This window comes from Clostridium sp. JN-1 (assembly GCF_003718715.1).
In the GTDB taxonomy this organism is placed as follows: Bacteria; Bacillota; Clostridia; order Clostridiales; family Clostridiaceae; genus Clostridium_AV.
Genome location: NZ_CP033465.1, coordinates 635516 through 654239 on the forward strand (window position 1 = coordinate 635516; position 18724 = coordinate 654239).

Here is an 18724-nt window from a genome sequence, read left to right on the forward strand (position 1 = left end):
AGTTTTAGAATATTAAAAAAATAGTAGGTGATGAAGATGGACCTCAAAACTCCTAAAGAAAAGGCAGAATGGACTTACAAAATGATACAAAGGGAAAGGCAAAATAAGAAATACGAGCAAAGGCGAATGGAAAGTGATTTGACTGCTATTGGTATAAAAGGTTTTGAAAAAACATCAAGAAGGAAGGCAAGGCAGATATGAACTGGACTCAAGAGGAATATGATGAGTTTTTAAAGCGAAGAGGTCAAGCAGCAGAAAAACCCAAAATTAAGGTACAAAAATATAGAAATAAAGGTGTTTGGTATGATGGATTGTATTTTAGATCTCAATTAGAGTGTCAGAGATATTGCCAACTGAAGCTATTATTTAATGCAGGAGAAATAGCAGGATTCATATTGCAGCCTGAGTTTGTTCTTCAGGAAGGCAATGGAGAAAATAAAGCAATAACGTATACTGCTGATTTTTTAATATTGAATAATGATGGAACATACGATGTTGAAGATACTAAGGGTTATGAAAGTCAGCAATGGAAAAGGACGTATAAGCAATTCAAGCTGAGATATCCTAAAGTAGATTTAAAGATATTAAGAGAGGTTTAAAAATGGATAGATGTCTTATCTGCCATAGGAAACTAAAGGATTCTGAAAGTAAGAAAAGAGGAATAGGACCGACCTGTTGGCGTAGGGTTATGAAGGTAGTTGAGGAGGACAAGGAACGGAGAAAAGCCAACATAGCCAAAAGAAGAAGATCAACTGGGGAAATACCAGGGCAGATAAATCTTTTTGAAATGGGTGAAGAGGACGAAAAAATGTAAGGAGTATGCATTATATAAGAGAAGGTGAAAAAATGAGAAGTGCATGGTTAATAAATTTTAAAAATGGTTATAAAGCTATTTTATCGGAGAAAATTTATGCTGAAAAATACCAAAAAGAAACTCCTAAAAAGGATGCTGAAAGTGAAGAACATTGGTTTAGCATGGAAAGTTGTATAGAAAAAAATCCTAATGTAGATGTATTTGATTAGTGTGGAAAATGAAATTTTTACGAATCAAAGTTAAGGGGGAATTAAAATGTTTTGTTTGACAAGATATGATATGAGATTTGGAGATATATTTATCCCTGCAAGAACTAAATGTACTGTAATAAATAAGATAGTTGATGATATAGTAGACGCACCTGGAATTCAAGTGAAAATGTCTGTAGACAACTATGATATTAAAAGACATTATAAAGAAAATGAAAATAAGGTAATTAAATATAATCAAAATTTAAATGATGCTTCTCTTTATGGCTTTGTTATAGATACAAATACAGAAGCAGTTTATATGGATGCAGGAGCAAATATCTATTTTCATGCAGGCGTTTATGATTGGCAACTGGAAAAAATTTTTGGCAAAGAAAACTTGCCTAAGAATTTAATTATAGGAAAATATGAATATAACGGCAAAGATGCCAAACTTAGAACAGTTATAGAGTACCTTGAAGATGAATTTAGCGAATGGGTCCAAAATAATTGTGAGTTTTATGCTCTTGATGAAGATGATATTGAAAATGGAGAAGGATTTGATGGGGCACAACCTGGAGACAAAATCTTATCAAGTTTTGGATTACAACAATTTTATATAAAAAAACTGGAATATCAAAACAAATTAGAAACTATTGGATTTACTTATGATTTTAAAGGCGGACTAATTTGGGACTAAATGAAATTTTTACGTCCAGGAGGTGAAAAGATGCTGGAAAGTGCAAAGGTAACATTAAGCTATAAAGAGCTTAAGGAATTGGTAGATAAAGCTGACATGTCAGAAACGTTAGATAAGGAAAATTTAAGGTTGGAAAAAGAACTTGAAGATAAGACTGAAAGAAAGGCACCAGATAAAGTATTGGATATATTGGTAAAGGCAAGTAACTGTAAAACATTGAAGGGTAAGCAAACATATATAGAAAAATGCATTGAAATATATTGTAAATTCTTCAATATACCTATGAAAGAATTATTAATATCAGAGGAGAAATGATATGGAAGAATTAACTGAGCTAGAAAGGTTGAAACTTTCTTTAAAATACAGCATCTCAGAGAAACATAAAAAGATACTTAAATCTAAGATTGACAAAATCAAGAACAGAGGGAATAGCAGTGTGCAACAAAGCTTTTTATAGGGGTGATTGAGTGAAAGTATTATTTGAATTTATAGTTTTGTATATAACAGCTGCCGTAGCATGTGTTGGAATAATGGCTGCGGGTGTAAAGATACTTAGAATTAGGCATAGACAATAATAAAATTTAAGGGGAGGATTTCAAAATGGTAGATAATAAAGAATTTAGAGATATGGGGCAAAAACTTTTTAATTATTTCAACAAGGATAAAAAGGTTAGTGTTCTAAACAAAAGGCTAGAAATTTTGAAAAAGCAAATATCTGAAATAGAGTACAAGTTAAGAAATATTGATATAGACCTCCCCGAAGAATCTAAATCAATTACTTATGAAGAGAGAGTGCAGACAAGTCCTACAGGCGAAAGCTATACCGAGAGGACTTTACTGCGTATAACCGACAAGTTGTTAAGAGAACAGTCTTGGAAAAAAGAACAGACCGCTGATATAGAAGAAACTATTAGGAATATTGAAGCAGACAATGCATTTATTGAAGCTAATATAAAAGACTTAAGGGCTGAGGACCAGGAGTTTTTAAAAGAGAGATATAAGTATGGAAAAAAAGATTGGCAGTTGGGAATGGAGTTTAATATGTCTCCAGGAGGAGCTACTAAAAGAAGGCACAGACTTGTTGAAAACATAATTGATTGGGATGTATGGGTTAGTGCATAAAATGAAATTTGGATAAACAAGTATAAATATTACAGGTTAATGCCAGATGGTCAAAAGATGTTCTATTCAGTTGAGCATATTGGGAAATATACCGTTGAAGAAATAGAAAAGGCTTTTAAAAAAATAAGTTAGCCAGAATCAACTAGCCAACTTATAAAGTATTATTTTATAAAATGTTTTACTATATCGGGGGCTTTTTCTATTAACACTGGTAAACTTACGGAAGCTAAATGTTTAGTTGCATCTTTTAATTTAGACCAAACTTTATCGTCTCTAATATTTGATATATAAATATTACCTTCCCAAGATAAGCCAGCAATATCTTGAGGAGCATCATCAGCATAACTAACTGAATTGACTAAATTAGCTTGATCAATTTGTCTTACATGATAATTAATAACATCCGAGCTGTATTTTTGTAATTTAGATTTTAAATCAGAAACAGAAACAAAAGGGTATTCATCAGTTGTGTGTTCTTCAATATAAAGAAGAATGTCTCGTATACAGTCATTATTTAAACGCATAATATCACTACCTTTCTAGGTGATAATTCTATAAAAGTAAAACAAACCCTTTGGAAGAATATAGAACGAAAAGTAAGTATATTTAAAATTATAAATATTAATGCATAAAATGAAATTTTAACGAATCAAAATTAAGGAGGAATTTAAATGAGTAAATGTAAAAAGGAATTTGAATGCGGTGGAAATTGTTGGATGAATGTCGCTGGTGATGGAGCTGTTTGGGATGTATTATCCGACCATTGTACAGGAACTTCAAAAGAACAAAAACTTATGGATGATTTTTTTAATGGAAGAAAAAACAAAGAGAAAGTATATGCAAAGTTTAATCTTTCAGAAGCAGAAAAATTAATTATAGAAAATAATTAAGTACTCATTTCAAAGATTTTGTTTATCAATATATCAGGAAGTAATGAGTAAGTAGGTAGTAATCAAATTGGAACTACAAAGGAATTAAAATCTTGCCAAAATGTAATATAATAAATATATAGGCGAGTGAGCCTAAATAAAATAAATTTAATATAAATGTACTGTGTTTAATACAGAATAAGCACCTAGGCAATACTTGGTGCTTTATTCATAGAATATTAAAAAAATATATATAAACAAGTAACAAAAATTACACAAAACCATAATATTTACTATATATAATAATAATTGTCCTAAGGAAATAACCCTTACAGAAAAAATTGAAAAGTGTATAATAAGTTCCCTTTATTATATAAATAAACTTAAGCACTAGGTGATTATACTGGTGCTTATTTTTATGCCTATAAATAAATGGATGCGAACTAATTTCACATCCATTTAACTAAGATAATTGTTAGCTTTTAATATTAAGTTTTTCTTTAAGAGCTGATTGAATAACTTGTGAAAAATTTATACTATTTTCTTCGGCTAAATTTTTCAACCATTGAGGCATAGTAACAGTTGTTTTAACAGAAGTATTTTGAATAGCTTCACGATATAATGGCATATAAACATCTACTAGTAAAGGGATCTCATTTTTATTGACTTTAATTCTATCTATTGGTGATGGGTCGGGTATTTCAATATTATCTTCTTCCATACCAAATAAGTGTAGAGCTAAAACTTCTTTAGCATTTTTAACAGCTTCATTCATATTATCAGCATTTGAAACACAACCAGGTAAATCAGGAAATGTGATACCTATATTGTCTTTATATTGAGTTAATATAGCTGGATAAATATAAACATCTTTTTTCATGTTTGTTTAACCTCCTATGGGAATAATATATATTAAACTTTCAAGGGAAAAGGGAGGGATTAAGTAAATTTAATCCCTGTTTGTTTTTGAATACTCTTTATGTTATTTAAGCCTATGTCTTTAACTGGATGTCTTACTGTTGTTAGTTGATGACCGTCGGTATATTGATAATGGTCACCAATTATTCTTTTTAAATACCATCCATGTTTTTCAAGTATTTTAATCACTTCCCTTGATGAGTAAGATTTCATTTATGTCCCTCCCTGTAATTACAGAATAACACGCCTTAAAAGACGTGTCAATGATTATTATATATATTGGAATAAGTGGAATAAAATCTAATTAGAAGATAGGTGAGAGGTGTGAAAGTTCAAAAAATATTAGAGGTACAGCAATCAGATAAACATAAGAAATTAAAAGAAAATAATAAAAAGAAGTCTGGGAGAGGTAAACAAGAACACCTCTCCTTTTCTGATATTTTGGAACTAATGAAACATAGTTCTTATAGAAGAGGTAAGGGTGGAGCTATTAAGCAAGTGAGGTGAATATTAATGTTACCTGAAAGTATAAAAATAGGTGGAATAGATTATAGGATTAAATTAGTTGATATATGTGATGAAGGTAACTTAAATGTTGATGGGAAAATAGTTTTTCCTACACAAGAGATCAGAATAAAAAAAGGTTTGGAGGAACAATATGGAGAGAATATTTTACTACACGAAATAATACATGGTATATTTGAATTCTGTGGATGGGAGCAAGATGAAGAAAGTATAACAAGGTTATCTAATGCTTTATATCAAGTTTTAAGTGATAATGATATTTTTAAAGTAAGGTAGCTGGCAATTTATTTAGGTTATATTAATCTTCCTTTGTTACTCCTTTAAATGGTTTACTATTTGAAGTTTTATTGTTTATAAATTTACCAGTATTTGAGTCTCTTTCGACCCATGAATTTGTTTTAGGATTATGAGTTTGAGAACGCCCTTTAACTGCACCTTTACGATATCCTTTACCTGTGTTTCCACCTATGGCAATCATCTCCTTAATAAGCCAGCTACCTTTTAATCCAATATTCAACACTTCGTGTTAAATTCCTGCTAATTTGGAAGGAATTTTGGGAACTGTGACGAATATATGAGTATGATATTAAGGAGATGTATGTTTTGGATAAAAAGGTTATTGAAAGTTATTACAGATATGCAAATGAGGAATTAGATATCAATAAGCAAGAAAAATTTGATAATATAAATAATGAGAAAGAATTAAATTTGAAACTCTTTGATTTGATTGAGCATATTAATACCAAATTCGATTGCAGAGATTTATATGGTAAAGTAAAAGTACATAATATTCCATATAGTCTTCTGAGTATAAGAATATATTTTAATAACAAATTGAAATTATGTGAGAAAAGAGAAAAAAATATTGATTATAGTTTATTTGTTGCATTTTTAGCAACAGGCATATCGATATTAGTGACTATGGCATTTAAGGCACTTGAAATTAATGTAATCTATTTTTTGTTTGATGTTATTTTGATTTTATTTATTTCGGGTGTTCTTTATTATGCCACAAGTAGACTTAAGCAAGGGTTACTAAATAAAATAAGGATTCAGTGTACATTTTATGAATTAGTTTTAAATATTTTAAATGAGAAAATTAATAATTAAGTTAGATATTGGCGAATGATAGTTAAAGGGCATTGTTTCTTTTTGTAAAAATAATAGGTAAAAGGAGAGTGGTGGTTTATTATGGATAAGAAAGGACTTATAAATATAATAGGAAAATCAGATGAAAAAGATTGGGATTATAACAGAGACGAGGAAATTTATATATTTAATCTAAATAAAAATGTAACCATTGAATTAGATATGGACTATAAAGAAAGTTTGTGTGGATTATGGACTCACGCTTTTGAGAAAACAGACGCTGAAAAAGTTAGATTTTTCTTGTGTTTTAAATGAGAAAAATTAGATACATTTTATGTTACAAAAGTAGATAATGATAGAATGTATATACCTAGAACGGATTCAAGTAATGACAAAGTATCAATAAGCTATATACAATATAATATATGTAATATTTTAAACAAAAAGTATTATACAGTAGTAAATGACTATGAATATTATTTAAAAAAAGCGAAAATTTATGTATAATGATCGATTAAATATCTCTAGAACCCTATATTAAGAATGTAAGATCCGATTATAAGGCTCTTTTCCAATCCAAAACAAAACGAATAGGCAGGTGGTGACAGTGTAGGGATGCCAAGACAGAGAAGCCCGAATCGAGACAAAGCATTTGAGATTTATAAAGAGAATGATGGAAATATTGATTTAGTAAAGATTGCAGAGCTTTTGAATCTTTCACCTGGAACCATAAGAGGGTGGAAGAATAAAGATAAGTGGGACAGTAAATTGAATGGAACGTTCCAAAAGAAAAGTGCAAAAAATACGGAACGTTTCAAACGTAAAAATAATATCATAAATAAAGAGCCAGAGCTTGAAGAAGTTACTGAGGTATTAAACCCAGAACTTACCGATAAGCAAAGACTCTTTTGTATCTATTATCCTAAATGCTTTAATGCAACTAAGGCTGCTATTAAAGCTGGGTATTCAAAAAATAGAGCCTCAGAAATAGGGTACCAACTACTACAGAAAACTACAGTTAAAGAAGAAATTCAGAGGCTAAAACAAAATAGGCTTAATAGAGCAATGTTAAGCCCAGATGATATCTTTCAAAAGTATATGGACATAGCATTTGCAGACATAACAGATTATATAAAGTTTGGTCAAAGAGAATATAAAGTTAAAGATAAAAAGGGTAAGGAAAAGAAAATTAAGTATAACTATACTGATTTTAATAATTATGATGAAGTAGATGGTACTGTCATTTCAGAAGTATCACAAGGTAAGGATGGTATTAAAATTAAGCTTCAGGATAAGATGAAAGCCCTTGATTGGTTGTCTAAACATATGGATATGGCTACAGAAGAGCAGAAACTCAGAATTCAAAAGTTAAAGGTTGATATTAGTAATTCTAATGGTACCAATGAGTACGATAAAGAAGGTATTAATAATTTCATAAAAGCTACTACATTAAATGAAGATGAAGTAAAAGAATTATTTAAGGATGATGAAAATGATGAAGGAAAAGAAGATTAAAGGATTTAAATTTCGGCCATTTTCATTAAAACAAAAAAAATTATTGTTCTTCTGGGAAAAAGGATCGCCATTTGCAGATAAGGACATAGTTATAGCTGATGGTGCTATAAGATCAGGTAAAACTATTGCTATGATATGCAGTTTTTTAAGATGGTCACTAAAGCATTTTAGTGGTGAAAACTTTATTCTTACTGGAAAAACCATAGGAGCACTTAAAAAGAATGTAATAGGACCTATGCAGCAGATATTAAATTCTTGGGGACTTAAATATGAATATAATAGGTCAGAAAATTATATTGTTATTGGTGATAATACTTACTATATGTATGATGCTAATAATGAGAAGTCACAGGATAGGCTCCAAGGTTTAACAGCTGCAGGAGCATTAGCAGATGAAGTAGCTTTATTTCCTCAAAATTTTGTAGATCAAATGATAGGCCGTTGTTCAGTTGAAGGTGCTAAAATTTTTATGAATTGTAATCCAGGTTCACCTTATCATTTCATCAAAACAGAATTCATAGATAAATCTAAAGAGAAAAATATACTCTACATGCATTTTACTATGGATGATAACTTAAGCCTTTCAGAGAAGGTCAAGGAGAAATTCAGAAGAATGTTCACAGGAGTATTCTTTAAGCGTTATATATTAGGGTTATGGGTACAAGCCGAAGGATTAATTTATGATATGTTTGATGAAGTAAAGCATAAGGTACAGACAATACTGAGAGATTACAAGGAATATTATATTAGCTGTGATTATGGTACACAAAATGCAACTACTTTTCTTTTATGGGGTAAGTATTTAGATAAATGGTATTTGGTTAATGAATATTATTATTCAGGAAGAGATAAAGGAAAGCAAAAGGCTGATGATGAGTATTATGAGGATTTAGTTAACTTTGTAGGAAATAGAAAAATAAAAGCTGTGGTAATAGATCCAAGTGCAGCAAGTTTTATAGCTTTGATAAAGAAAAAAGGGAAATTTAAAGTTAGGAAGGCTAAGAATGATGTACTTGAAGGAATAAGGAATGTAGCAAGTGCATTGAATGAGAGTTTATTACAATTTAATGACTGCTGTTTAAATACATTCAAGGAATTTTTCTCTTATATTTGGGATGAAAAAGCTGTTGAACATGGAGAAGATAAACCATTAAAGGTTATGGACCATGCCATGGATGCTGTAAGATATTTTGTTAATACAATTTTGTATAAAAATATTAATGATAAATACTCGGATAGTGTTTACAGTAAAGGCAGAGGTCTTAAAAGTAATATTTATCACAGAAGAAAAGGAGGCGCTGTATTCTAATGGATACTAGACAACAGTTGCTAGGATTGACAAATGCACAGTTAAAAGAAAGAAAACAATCTAAAAATGATTATTTTTATTACAAAGGGAAATGCCAGGATGAATCTTTAGCAATAAGTGATTCAGAAACCATTGGACAGTCATGGACAGTTAGTGATGATTTGGATTACGTACCAGCACAGGACATAAGAAACAAGGTGGGTCCGCTTCTCCGTAAACAGGCCAGGTTCATGTTTAGCATACCTCCTGATATTCTATTCAAGCCATATGATATAAAAGATAAATATAAATGCGAAGAACTAAGGCAGTTTATAGATAAAATACTTACTGATAACAGCTTCTGGAGTGATACTTTAAAGGCTTTTTTAGATTGTACTGTCAGAAGAAGAGTGCTTTTAAGAATTGAAGCTAATCCCGAACAGCCAATAAATATTTTTTATAATCCTATAGATGACTTCACTTATAAAACCACATCAAGTAACTATAAAAGGTTACAACAAATTATTTTAGTAGTTCAGGAACCGGACACAGCAGATCTAGAGCAGGACAAGCAAATATGGTATAGGCATACTTATAGCTTAGAAAATAACACCTGCATGCACCAATTAGAGACATTTACTAATGGAAACTTTGATAAGCCAGTTTCTATAGAAATAGTAGATACAAAACTTGATAGACTGCCTGCATGGGTTATATTAAATGATGCTATGCTTGGAGATATACATGGTAAAAGTGATGTAACAGATCTCAGAGATGCACAAAATAGCTATAACAGGAAAGTTTCTGACTATGCAGATGCCCTTAGATTCAATATGTTTGGAGAAAGGGTAATTATAGATGCTGATGAAAACAGCGTAAATAGTTGCAAGGTTGCTCCAGGAGCTATAATCCCTCTAAAAAGTGTAGATGAAGATCATAAAGCTGATGCAAAAAGGCTTGAAAGTTCATTTACCTCTGCCGATCCTGCTGAAAAATTTCTTGATAGAGCTGAAAAAGATATGTATGAAACTTTAGATATGCCGAGACAGGAAGAACTTAAAAATGTTCCTTCAGCTAAGGCATTGAAGTATCTTTATAATGACCTGATAGCCAGATGTAACGAGAAATGGAATACATGGGAGCCAGTAATAAAAGATTTAATTAAGCTGATTATTGAGTGCTGCAGTAAGTTTAATTGTTATAAGAATTGGAATCATGAATGGGATGATTTAGAATTTAATATCGTGTTTAATCATAATTTCCCCATTCCAGAGGACATGGACGATAAAAAGATGTTGGCCATGAATGAGGTTCAAGCCAATGTAAGAAGTCATAAATCTTACATCAAGGACTTTTCAAATACTGAGGATGCAGACGGCGAGATGGATGAAATAATTAAGGATATATCTGATATTACTGCAGCTGAAAATGATGAAATGCAATCAACCCAGGATGGTAATTTAGATGAATGAGTACCAAAGATTAATTAAGCAAGCCAGGGAGAACAGAGATAAGCTTACAAGAAAGCAGTTTAAACAAATTAGAGATTTATATAAAGAAGCTGCTAAGGATCTTCAAGTTAAAGCTGATAAGGCTAAAAAAGGAAGTTTAACAGAGAGATGGGCAAAAGACTATAAAAAAGCTGTAAAGTCTCAAATAAAGCAGATAAACAAAATTTTATTCAAACAGATTGTAGAAAATATTTTGAAAAGTGCAAGCATAGCCACAGGCATTCAGCTTGATTTCTTTAATCTTATAGATAAAAAGTATAGGTTAAATATGAGTAAATCATTTACTAATATGTTTTCTCAGGTACCTAGTGATGCAGTAGAAGAGCTTGTTAAAGGCAATATCTATAAAGATGGTAGAGGACTTTCTAAGAGAATATGGTGGAGTGGTAATAAAGTAAATGGTGATATTGATAAGATAATTCAAAAGGGCATAACTGAAAAAAAAAGTGCATATGAATTAGCTCAAGATCTTCAAAGCTGTGTTAACCCAGAAGCAAAAAAGGATTGGAAATGGAAAAAAGTTTATCCAGGTACTTCAAAAACAATCGATTATTGTGCTCAAAGACTTGCTAGAACTTCAATAAGCCATGCTTATACTTTGGCTATGCTTAGAAGTTGCGAAAGGAATCCATTTATAACCAAGATTAGATGGCATAGTGTTTTTGCACCGGGTAGAACCTGTCCTTTATGTAAGGACAGGGATGGGAGAGAATATTTGCTTAAAGATTGTCCTATGGATCATCCTAATGGACTATGTTATCAGGAGCCTTTACTGGATGATAGTTTAGAGAATATAGGCTCTAGGCTAAGAAATTGGGTTGATGGTAATTCTAACACTATGTTAGATAATTGGTATAAGGAATATGGTGGCTATTTCAGTAATAATAATGGTTCTGTAAATATAAAAAACAGTAAAAGCAGTAATCATAAAAATGATGGTGCACAAGGTCAAAATAGTAGTAAAATAGATTTGAAAGGTAATTATAATCCTAAATATGCACAAAAGCTTAATGATATGTATATATACTTTAGCAGCAATGGATTTGATGTTTCAGAACATGCTTTAAATAAGATAATGGGGAGAATTAGACAGGGAAGAATTGAAAGTAAAGAACAAATATTGGATACATTAAATAACGATTTTAATTATGTAGAACCTGATGGAACACAGGTTAAGGCATATAATGGAATATCAGCGCATTTTGATAAAGATACTGGTAAGATAATAACTATAACACCGAGAAATAAGATTCCTGATGATTGGGAGGAGATAGACAATGACGAGTGAAGCAACTAGTCTCATAGATATAACAAATGAATATCTTAATGATAAGATTGATGTAGAACAATTTATTAGTTCTTATCAAAATAGATATGAGGATATTCAGGTAAAATTAAGCGGAATTGAGCTGGATAGTCTTGATAAAGTATATATGAGTTGTGAAATGTTTGAACCAGACAGTAATATTGCTGAAACAGACAAAAATTTAATTGATGAATTTGAACTTAGGAAAAGAGTTAAGAAATATAGTTCATTGATTCAATAAAAACACTTACTAGGTAAAATAGTAGGTGCTTTTATTTTTAGGAGGACATTATGAAAAATAATTTAAAAGAGACGTTGAAAAGGTCAGAAATAAAATGTGATTTTTGTGGTAAAACATTTAAAATAAAAAAATTAAAAACTAAATGGATAGACAATAATGTCCAGAGAACCTATTTTATTTGCCCACATTGTAAGAAAGAATATACTTCTTTTTATGCAGATAGAAGAATAAGAAAAAATATTAAAAAAATAGATGATTTACAAAGGCAACATGATGCAATAGTTAAGGAAAATAAAGAAATAATGCATGAACTTAGAGAAAAATATGATTAGAGGTTGAGATCATGAAAGATTACTTAATATGGCTTAAAAGTGGTGAAACCATAAATGGAACTGCTGAAGAAGATATTATAAAAATGTTACAATGTAGATTTAAAGATCATATAGGCGGAAAAGAAATCATTTCATTTGCTGATGAAGATGGTACTGTAGTTTTAGATATAGATAGAATTGAGGCTGTGGCAATTAACAAATATGTGGAAAATAATAAACTAGGATTTAGGTCTTAGAAATAAGGCTTTTTATTATGCCTAAAATTAAGAAAGGAAGAGGATATAATGCCAAAGTTAAATGAAATTTTAGGAGAAGAAGCTTACAAAGCTATTCCAGATGGAGTAAAGAACAAATATAAAGATATAGATCTAGTGGATAGTAAAAGCTATGTTGAAAAATCTGAACTTGATACCGCAAATAATTCTATTAAAGATTATAAAAAGCAGCTTAAAGACAGGGACAAACAGCTTGAGGATCTAAAGGAAAAAGCGAAAGGCAATGAAGAACTTACAACTGAGATTGAAAAGCTCAAAGAAGAAAATAAAAATGTTACTAAGGACTGTGAAGCTAAAATTGAAAAACTAAATTTTGATACTAAATTAGATAAGGCTCTTGCAAGTGCTAAGGCTAAGAACCCTAAAACGGTCAAAGCACTTTTAAATATAGAAAACTTGAAGCTTGATGGTGGAGATATTATAGGACTTAAAGAGCAACTTGAAGGTTTAAAAGAATCTGATGGATATTTATTTAATGAAGATGGTAAAGAGAATAATTTAGGAGGTAATGCAAACCCAGGTGGAACTGGGAATATAGGTAATCCAGGATCTACAGGAACAGATAAAGTTATGAACATAGGTGAAAGGCTTGCAAGGCAAAGGACAGAACAGCAAGCAGCAGCTAAAGGTATCGACGACTTTTTATTAAAATAGGAGGAATAAAAATTGAGTATTCAATCATCAAAAACAATTTTTGGAGAAAATAAAAATATACTTAGGGATGCGCAGCACTTTATAAGTTTACCAATCAAAGTTAATTCAAGTTTAATTACAGCAGATGCCAATGGCAAGAAGGTATTAGCAGCTGGAAGTATCGTAGACAAGACAGGAAAGATAGTTAATGACAATACTGCTTATGGACTTGTATATGAAGATGTTGATTTTACTAACTCTACAGGAGTAGAAACAGTTCCAGTGGTTGTTCATGGAATCATAGATAGCAAACAGATACCTACTCAACCGACAGCAGAGGCACTTTTAGCAATGAAACTCATAGAAATAGTCTAGAAAGGAAGATGATATTAATGGCAATTAATTTTATGGATGTTTTGAATCCTGAAAATGTGACAACTTATATAACAAATTTACCACCCCAGAACTTATTAGGTGCGGCTTTATTTCCGGCATCAAAACAAATGGGAATAGATATAACCCTTATAAAAGGTGCTAAAAATAAGGCCGTAGCATTAAAACCAAGTGCTTTTGATGTAGCAGTAAAGGTTAGAGCATTAAGAGCCAGCGTTGATGAAAAAACTAAGGAAATGCCTTTCTTCAAGGAATCTGTAGTTATAAAAGAAAGAGATAGGCAAAATTTACTTTTAGCTATGCAGGCAAACAATCAGCAGATGAGAGATTTAATCCTTAATAATATTTATGGGGATATTTCTACTTTAGTTGATGGCGCAGACATTCAAGCTGAAAGAATGAGGATGCAATTACTATCTGATGGGAAAATATATATTTCAACTGCTGATGCAGACATTTCTTTAGATTTTGAAATACCTGCAGGGCATCAAGAAGTACTTACAGGAACTGCTAAATGGAGTGATTTTGATAATGCGGATATTGTAGGAGATATAGAAAGATGGGTAAATAAAATTGAAACAGATCAGGGGGTTACTCCTTCAATACTTGTTATGACTAAAGCTACTTTTAATTTGATAAAGCAAAATAAGGCTATAAAATTAGATATAAACAAAGACGGCACAACCATAATGACAGATGCAATTATAACTGCATATCTGCAAAACAAGTTAGGTGTTAGTGTTGCTATTGAGAATGGAAAATATTTTGACGAGGATGGAACTACTCAACTTCCATATTATCCAGATAATAAAATAACTTTAATTCCTAAAGGCACTCTTGGAAATACTCACTACGGTACAACTCCAGAAGAAGCTGATTTAATGAGTGGTGCCTCTGCTAATGTATCTATAGTTAGAAATGGAATAGCTGTAACAACAGTAAAGAAAACAGATCCGGTGCAGATACAAACCAAGGTATCCCAAATTTGTATGCCTTCATTTGAACATTCAGATGAAGTATTTATAGCAACTGTAGCATAGATAGATTAATTTCTTATCTATACTTAATTTATTATGAAAGGATTGATATAAATGGCAACAACTAAGGCCAAGGAAGATATGATTGAGGTAATTGCAAAGGTTAATATAAAATATGATACCAAAACTAAAAAAGTTGGAGAAAAGCTTCAAATAAGGCAATCTGATTTAAAAGAATTACAGGATAAGGAATATATAAGTTATACTCCATCAGTACAAACACAGCAGACTGGGCAGGACAATGGTCAGTAAGTTCCTCCAGCTGATAAGTAAGCAGGTGAAAAATTATGGTTACTAATTTAGATATTTTAAAATTCAATTTACAAGAAAAGGAGTATCCTTATTTTGATGATGAGGACCTTCAACTTTTGTTGGATAAAAATAATGGAGATGTGCAAGCAGCATCTTATAAGGGCTGTATGAAAAAGGCTGTGGCAGATGATTCACTTACCTTATCCGATATAAAGTTAACTAGCAATAGAGAATATTGGCTTGCATTTGCAAAACAATTTAAACCAGCACCGAATTATATTACAAGCATGAAAAGAGCTGATGGCCAATGAGATGGGATGAAACTAGAAAACAGAGGATAAGGAATCAACTAATTAGAAAAGTAACACCTTTTATGAAAGAAGTAAAAGTTTTAAGACAGGGTGAAAATATATTTGGAGAGAAGCAGGAGGATCAGTTCGTTTGCAAAGTAAAAGGATATTATCACGCTGGAGGTACTTCTATTAATGTAGTTAATTATAGTATAGATGCTGCAAATCTTAATAGAAACTATCAGGACAGGTTTTTAATAGTGGTTGATGATGAAGTTAGGAAAATAAAAGAACATGATTATTTTGATCTAAGTGGTATTAAGTACGAAATAGTTGATAAGGGTAACATAGAAGATATTATATATGATTCATATTTAAAAAGATTGGAGTGATTTTTATGTCTGGGTTTAAATTTGATGCTGCTGATTTACTAAAAAGGATTGCTGAAAATGGTGAAGTAAATAATAGGATGAAAGCAGCTGCAGGAATTTATTGTGATAGTGCGGGAAAAAAGATGGAGGGTTATGCTAAAAATAATGCCCCTTGGAAAAATAGAACCGGTAATGCAAGACAAACTATAAAAGGTGGATCTAAATGGGAGAGCCAAAGTAAATGCAGTGCTTATATTGCAGGAAATATGGAGTATTCACCATATCTAGAATTAGCTCATGCCAAAGGGAAAAGTCAAGATGATGAAGTCGGCATGGAAGTAGCTCCTTCTTTTTCAAAGTTGGAACTTGCTAGTGAAGGCAAGTATGCAATACTTAGACCAACAGTTAGAAAACTTACACCTGAATTTATTAGTGGCATGGCGAATTTATTAGGAAAATAGGTGTTTTTTATGGCAGAAATAGATTTTAAATATGCAGTTCCAGGAGATATCTTAGAAAACTATATAAAAGGAACTTATAAACCGCGTACCGTGTGGGAACGTGTTTTTTTATGTTTAAAAAGTAAAGGGGTAGACATATATTCTCCTGGACAACATAAGGGCAAATGTACAAATCCTTATATAGTTTTAAAGAATACAGGAACTACAGGATTTGAAGGAAGTAATCAAATAGGATCACAAACTTTAGATGTTATTATTTATTGTCCCTCAAGTAATTATTCAAATACGGAGCCTTATACATCACAGATCCAAAGCTTTTTAAGCGAATTAAAAGAATATATACGACCTACTGGGAACATTACACCTATAGTTTTAGATGATAGTGTAAATGGATACACACAATCAATAGAATATCAAACATTTCAAAGATTAAGGAGGTAGATATAATGTCAGAAAGTACAAGCTCAACCGGAACTGAAATTCAAGGTATGCCAATAGCAAATATTGCACTAGCTGAAATTATAAATGAAGTTACCGGACAAAGGTATTATTTTGATACTGCTGAAAAAGCTGATATTAAGCCGGATTTGAGTAAAGGCAAAGAAGATATACTTAGGGTGAAGAATAGAATAATTGCTATGAACCGTACAGAAGATATTTGCATTGGATATAATATAAAGTTAACTGACAATACTTTTCCACCAGAGTTAATGTGCTTAGTAGATGGTGGAACTATGACAAGCAGTGGTTATGAAGGACCTCAAATTGGAGTTGCAGTGAATAAAACACCTTTTACTCTAAACCTGTACAGCGAAGAAAAAGATTATGATTCCTCTACTGTAAAGTATGTTAAATTTGGTTTTAAACATAATAAAGGGACACCAGTAGAATTTAAATTTGAAGATGGTAAGTTTTATGTGCCTGAATTTGAAAGCCATAGCAGACCTAAAAAAGGCGAGAAACCTGTATACATTGAGTATGTGGATAGGTTGCCTAATGGGGATGAAAGTGATGACCCAACTAAGCCAAGTAGTGTAACAGTACCAGATCCACCAACTCCAACAAGTCCTGATTCATCTAAAGGTATTCCAGGAGTTACTGTAGGAACTGATTGCAGAGTAACATGGACTTTTGCGGATGCTGTAAATGATGCAGATGTAACAGCTGCTAATTTTAAAGTTACTAAAAAATCCGATGGTTCAGTAGTCACTGGTAATGTAACTATGGATACAACTAAAAAGATAATTACGTTTATACCTACTTCAATAGCTGCAGGAGTAACATATGAAGCTACAGCTAATGCAGTTAGAAAAGCAGATGGAAGCGGAAATACAACAGCTATAACGGTTGAATTTACTACAGCATAGAGTTTAGGAGGGTAAAAATATATGGAAGAATTAAAGGTTACAAGTTTGGAAGAGTTAAAAAATATGTCTACAGAAATAATAGAATTGAGTTCTTTTTCAGGGAATAAGCCTTTTTATGTAAGAGTAAAAAGGCTTTCTATTTTAGGGTTATGCCAAAGTGGGCAAATACCTAATCAGCTTTTGGGTGTAGCCAGAAGATTATTTTATCAGGACAAGATAGATCAAATAGATCTAAAAGAATATGGAAAAGTTATTGACATAATTTGTGAAAGTACATTAGTAGAGCCAAGTATAGAACAACTTAAAGGAATAGGATTAGAGTTAACTGATACACAAAAATTTGAGTTATGGGCATATAGTCAACAGGGGGTAGAAGGTTTAAAATCCTTTCGTACAGCAGCAAAGGATACTCTCAATAATAGTGATGGCAAGGACGTACAAAATAAGACCAAGCAAAATTTTAAACATAGAAAATGATTATGATGCATTTTGTTTTGATGAAGCGTGTGATTATATACTATATGAATTAAGCAAGGAAAATCCTAAAGCACCAAGATGGAAGAATGAAGAAAAGAATACAGCTAATGATAATAAGTCTACAATTGAATGGATGATGAAACATAATAAATCCCTATAAAATGGTTAATATTGGACATAATGTGAATAATTTTGATATAATGTAGTAAATTATATCATTCAAGAGGGGACATTATTATGGAATTGGATTATATATTTGCGCTTATTTCTATAATTTTTTTTATTACAATGATAGTTTTTTATTTTAAAAGACCTAAATTTATGAATAAATTAGAATCTATGCTTGTATGTTTGCTTGGATGCTTACTTTATGGATTTTTGTGTGGAGATTATTATGCAAGTAGTAAGTATCGATTTGAATCATCAGCATTATCTGCTGTATTTGGCATGGTAGGAGAGATATTCCTTGTGGCATTAATATATGTGTCTTTTAGCGAAATAAAATGCATGGAGAAATGGCAAGCTATTGTTATATCTTTATTTGGATTTTTATTTTACGAGGCTCTAAGCGGGGTTTGTTATGGAATCATAAAATAGTCTAAAAAGAATCACTTAGGTAGTTCTTTTTTCTTTGAAAATACACATAAGGATATTGTTAAATCTCTAAATGAAAAGGCTAATGTAATAGAACTGACGGTTAAAGATGTGAAGGAACTGAAACAGAACCAAAATGAAATCAAAGATGATCTT

General features: G+C 31.2%; 36 protein-coding genes. 32 read left to right on the forward strand and 4 right to left on the reverse strand.

The features are described 5' to 3' along the window. Positions 1-36 precede the first annotated feature (36 nt). The 8 genes from EBB51_RS13615 to EBB51_RS03195 all read left to right on the forward strand — a co-directional run bounded on the left by EBB51_RS13615 (position 37) and on the right by EBB51_RS03195 (position 2824). Positions 37-201, forward strand: a complete 165-nt coding sequence (locus EBB51_RS13615) for a hypothetical protein (protein WP_190285315.1) — start codon at positions 37-39, stop codon at positions 199-201. Next, positions 198-599: a DUF1064 domain-containing protein gene (locus EBB51_RS03170; protein WP_123053121.1), complete on the forward strand. Its 402-nt coding sequence runs from the start codon at positions 198-200 to the stop codon at positions 597-599. Before EBB51_RS13615 ends, EBB51_RS03170 begins: the two co-directional genes overlap by 4 nt. 2 nt (positions 600-601) lie before the next feature. After that, positions 602-814, forward strand: a complete 213-nt coding sequence (locus EBB51_RS03175; protein WP_123053122.1) for a DUF6011 domain-containing protein — start codon at positions 602-604, stop codon at positions 812-814. Between the two features lie 32 nt (positions 815-846). After that, positions 847-1023, forward strand: coding sequence for a hypothetical protein (locus EBB51_RS03180; protein ID WP_190285316.1), 177 nt, complete (start codon positions 847-849; stop codon positions 1021-1023). A gap of 46 nt (positions 1024-1069) precedes the next feature. Next, entirely contained in the window at positions 1070-1702 is a 633-nt protein-coding gene (locus tag EBB51_RS03185; RefSeq protein ID WP_123053124.1) for a hypothetical protein, read from the forward strand. Positions 1703-1732: 30 nt separating this feature from the next. Beyond that, positions 1733-2017 carry a hypothetical protein gene (locus EBB51_RS03190; protein WP_123053125.1) on the forward strand — a complete coding sequence of 95 codons (285 nt, stop codon included), beginning with the start codon at positions 1733-1735 and terminating at the stop codon, positions 2015-2017. 1 nt (position 2018) lies between these two features. Continuing rightward, a complete protein-coding gene (locus tag EBB51_RS13620) occupies positions 2019-2159 on the forward strand; it encodes a hypothetical protein (protein ID WP_190285317.1) in 141 nt (46 codons plus the stop codon). 143 nt (positions 2160-2302) lie between these two features. Beyond that, positions 2303-2824, forward strand: coding sequence for a hypothetical protein (locus tag EBB51_RS03195; RefSeq protein WP_243103900.1), 522 nt, complete (start codon positions 2303-2305; stop codon positions 2822-2824). 161 nt (positions 2825-2985) lie between these two features. On the opposite strand, the gene EBB51_RS03200 is transcribed toward EBB51_RS03195, so the two are convergent. Next, entirely contained in the window at positions 2986-3348 is a 363-nt protein-coding gene (locus EBB51_RS03200; protein WP_123053126.1) for a DUF2513 domain-containing protein, read from the reverse strand. A 147-nt stretch (positions 3349-3495) separates the two neighbouring features. On the opposite strand from EBB51_RS03200, the gene EBB51_RS03205 reads away from it, so the two are divergent. Then, on the forward strand, positions 3496-3714 hold the full coding sequence (locus tag EBB51_RS03205; RefSeq protein ID WP_123053127.1) for a hypothetical protein: 219 nt from the start codon (positions 3496-3498) through the stop codon (positions 3712-3714). A gap of 454 nt (positions 3715-4168) precedes the next feature. Here the strand turns inward: EBB51_RS03205 and EBB51_RS03210 are convergent, their stop codons facing one another. Together EBB51_RS03210 and EBB51_RS03215 are read right to left on the reverse strand one after the other, a co-directional pair. Next, positions 4169-4573, reverse strand: coding sequence for a type II toxin-antitoxin system HicB family antitoxin (locus tag EBB51_RS03210; RefSeq protein WP_123053128.1), 405 nt, complete (start codon positions 4571-4573; stop codon positions 4169-4171). Between the two features lie 59 nt (positions 4574-4632). Continuing rightward, positions 4633-4824: a type II toxin-antitoxin system HicA family toxin gene (locus EBB51_RS03215; RefSeq protein ID WP_123053129.1), complete on the reverse strand. Its 192-nt coding sequence runs from the start codon at positions 4822-4824 to the stop codon at positions 4633-4635. Between the two features lie 111 nt (positions 4825-4935). Here EBB51_RS03215 and EBB51_RS03220 point away from each other — a divergent pair, with 111 nt between their 5' ends. Then, on the forward strand, positions 4936-5118 hold the full coding sequence (locus EBB51_RS03220) for a hypothetical protein (protein WP_123053130.1): 183 nt from the start codon (positions 4936-4938) through the stop codon (positions 5116-5118). A gap of 6 nt (positions 5119-5124) precedes the next feature. Beyond that, entirely contained in the window at positions 5125-5412 is a 288-nt protein-coding gene (locus EBB51_RS03225; RefSeq protein ID WP_123053131.1) for a hypothetical protein, read from the forward strand. Positions 5413-5434: 22 nt separating this feature from the next. On the opposite strand, the gene EBB51_RS03230 is transcribed toward EBB51_RS03225, so the two are convergent. Continuing rightward, positions 5435-5656, reverse strand: coding sequence for a hypothetical protein (locus EBB51_RS03230; protein WP_207667303.1), 222 nt, complete (start codon positions 5654-5656; stop codon positions 5435-5437). Positions 5657-5739: 83 nt separating this feature from the next. Here EBB51_RS03230 and EBB51_RS03235 point away from each other — a divergent pair, with 83 nt between their 5' ends. The 21 genes from EBB51_RS03235 (at position 5740) to EBB51_RS03335 (ending at position 18571) form a co-directional block, all read left to right on the forward strand. Next, positions 5740-6246: a hypothetical protein gene (locus EBB51_RS03235; protein WP_123053132.1), complete on the forward strand. Its 507-nt coding sequence runs from the start codon at positions 5740-5742 to the stop codon at positions 6244-6246. A gap of 81 nt (positions 6247-6327) precedes the next feature. Continuing rightward, positions 6328-6540 (forward strand): hypothetical protein, encoded by a 213-nt coding sequence (locus tag EBB51_RS03240; RefSeq protein WP_123053133.1) that lies wholly within the window; start codon positions 6328-6330, stop codon positions 6538-6540. Positions 6541-6840: 300 nt separating this feature from the next. Next, complete coding sequence (locus EBB51_RS03245; RefSeq protein ID WP_123053134.1) at positions 6841-7740, forward strand: terminase small subunit; 900 nt, start codon at positions 6841-6843, stop codon at positions 7738-7740. Then, positions 7718-9049, forward strand: a complete 1332-nt coding sequence (locus tag EBB51_RS03250) for a PBSX family phage terminase large subunit (protein ID WP_123053135.1) — start codon at positions 7718-7720, stop codon at positions 9047-9049. Before EBB51_RS03245 ends, EBB51_RS03250 begins: the two co-directional genes overlap by 23 nt. Then, positions 9049-10500, forward strand: a complete 1452-nt coding sequence (locus EBB51_RS03255) for a phage portal protein (protein ID WP_123053136.1) — start codon at positions 9049-9051, stop codon at positions 10498-10500. Before EBB51_RS03250 ends, EBB51_RS03255 begins: the two co-directional genes overlap by 1 nt. Next, positions 10493-11827 carry a hypothetical protein gene (locus tag EBB51_RS03260; protein ID WP_123053137.1) on the forward strand — a complete coding sequence of 445 codons (1335 nt, stop codon included), beginning with the start codon at positions 10493-10495 and terminating at the stop codon, positions 11825-11827. Before EBB51_RS03255 ends, EBB51_RS03260 begins: the two co-directional genes overlap by 8 nt. After that, positions 11817-12086, forward strand: a complete 270-nt coding sequence (locus tag EBB51_RS03265) for a colicin immunity domain-containing protein (RefSeq protein WP_123053138.1) — start codon at positions 11817-11819, stop codon at positions 12084-12086. Before EBB51_RS03260 ends, EBB51_RS03265 begins: the two co-directional genes overlap by 11 nt. Positions 12087-12136: 50 nt before the next feature. Continuing rightward, a complete protein-coding gene (locus EBB51_RS03270; protein ID WP_123053139.1) occupies positions 12137-12418 on the forward strand; it encodes a hypothetical protein in 282 nt (93 codons plus the stop codon). 11 nt (positions 12419-12429) lie between these two features. Continuing rightward, positions 12430-12654 (forward strand): hypothetical protein, encoded by a 225-nt coding sequence (locus EBB51_RS03275; protein WP_123053140.1) that lies wholly within the window; start codon positions 12430-12432, stop codon positions 12652-12654. A gap of 48 nt (positions 12655-12702) precedes the next feature. Further along, positions 12703-13347, forward strand: a complete 645-nt coding sequence (locus EBB51_RS03280; RefSeq protein ID WP_123053141.1) for a phage scaffolding protein — start codon at positions 12703-12705, stop codon at positions 13345-13347. 12 nt (positions 13348-13359) lie between these two features. Then, on the forward strand, positions 13360-13701 hold the full coding sequence (locus tag EBB51_RS03285; RefSeq protein ID WP_123053142.1) for a hypothetical protein: 342 nt from the start codon (positions 13360-13362) through the stop codon (positions 13699-13701). Between the two features lie 17 nt (positions 13702-13718). Next, positions 13719-14759, forward strand: a complete 1041-nt coding sequence (locus tag EBB51_RS03290; RefSeq protein ID WP_123053143.1) for a major capsid protein — start codon at positions 13719-13721, stop codon at positions 14757-14759. Between the two features lie 51 nt (positions 14760-14810). Continuing rightward, entirely contained in the window at positions 14811-15008 is a 198-nt protein-coding gene (locus tag EBB51_RS03295) for a hypothetical protein (RefSeq protein WP_123053144.1), read from the forward strand. Positions 15009-15043: 35 nt separating this feature from the next. Beyond that, the gene (locus tag EBB51_RS03300; protein ID WP_123053145.1) at positions 15044-15319 is read left to right on the forward strand and encodes a hypothetical protein; all 276 of its coding nucleotides are present in this window, start codon (positions 15044-15046) and stop codon (positions 15317-15319) included. After that, positions 15316-15690 (forward strand): hypothetical protein, encoded by a 375-nt coding sequence (locus EBB51_RS03305; protein WP_123053146.1) that lies wholly within the window; start codon positions 15316-15318, stop codon positions 15688-15690. Before EBB51_RS03300 ends, EBB51_RS03305 begins: the two co-directional genes overlap by 4 nt. Positions 15691-15695: 5 nt before the next feature. After that, positions 15696-16130: a hypothetical protein gene (locus EBB51_RS03310; RefSeq protein ID WP_123053147.1), complete on the forward strand. Its 435-nt coding sequence runs from the start codon at positions 15696-15698 to the stop codon at positions 16128-16130. Positions 16131-16139: 9 nt separating this feature from the next. Next, entirely contained in the window at positions 16140-16571 is a 432-nt protein-coding gene (locus EBB51_RS03315) for a hypothetical protein (protein ID WP_123053148.1), read from the forward strand. A gap of 5 nt (positions 16572-16576) precedes the next feature. Further along, positions 16577-17497, forward strand: coding sequence for an Ig-like domain-containing protein (locus EBB51_RS03320; RefSeq protein ID WP_123053149.1), 921 nt, complete (start codon positions 16577-16579; stop codon positions 17495-17497). 21 nt (positions 17498-17518) lie between these two features. Then, on the forward strand, positions 17519-17974 hold the full coding sequence (locus tag EBB51_RS03325) for a hypothetical protein (RefSeq protein ID WP_123053150.1): 456 nt from the start codon (positions 17519-17521) through the stop codon (positions 17972-17974). Then, positions 17922-18134: a hypothetical protein gene (locus EBB51_RS03330; protein ID WP_123053151.1), complete on the forward strand. Its 213-nt coding sequence runs from the start codon at positions 17922-17924 to the stop codon at positions 18132-18134. Before EBB51_RS03325 ends, EBB51_RS03330 begins: the two co-directional genes overlap by 53 nt. Before the next feature lie 77 nt (positions 18135-18211). Continuing rightward, positions 18212-18571 carry a hypothetical protein gene (locus tag EBB51_RS03335; protein WP_123053152.1) on the forward strand — a complete coding sequence of 120 codons (360 nt, stop codon included), beginning with the start codon at positions 18212-18214 and terminating at the stop codon, positions 18569-18571. The last annotated feature ends 153 nt before the right edge of the window (positions 18572-18724 follow it).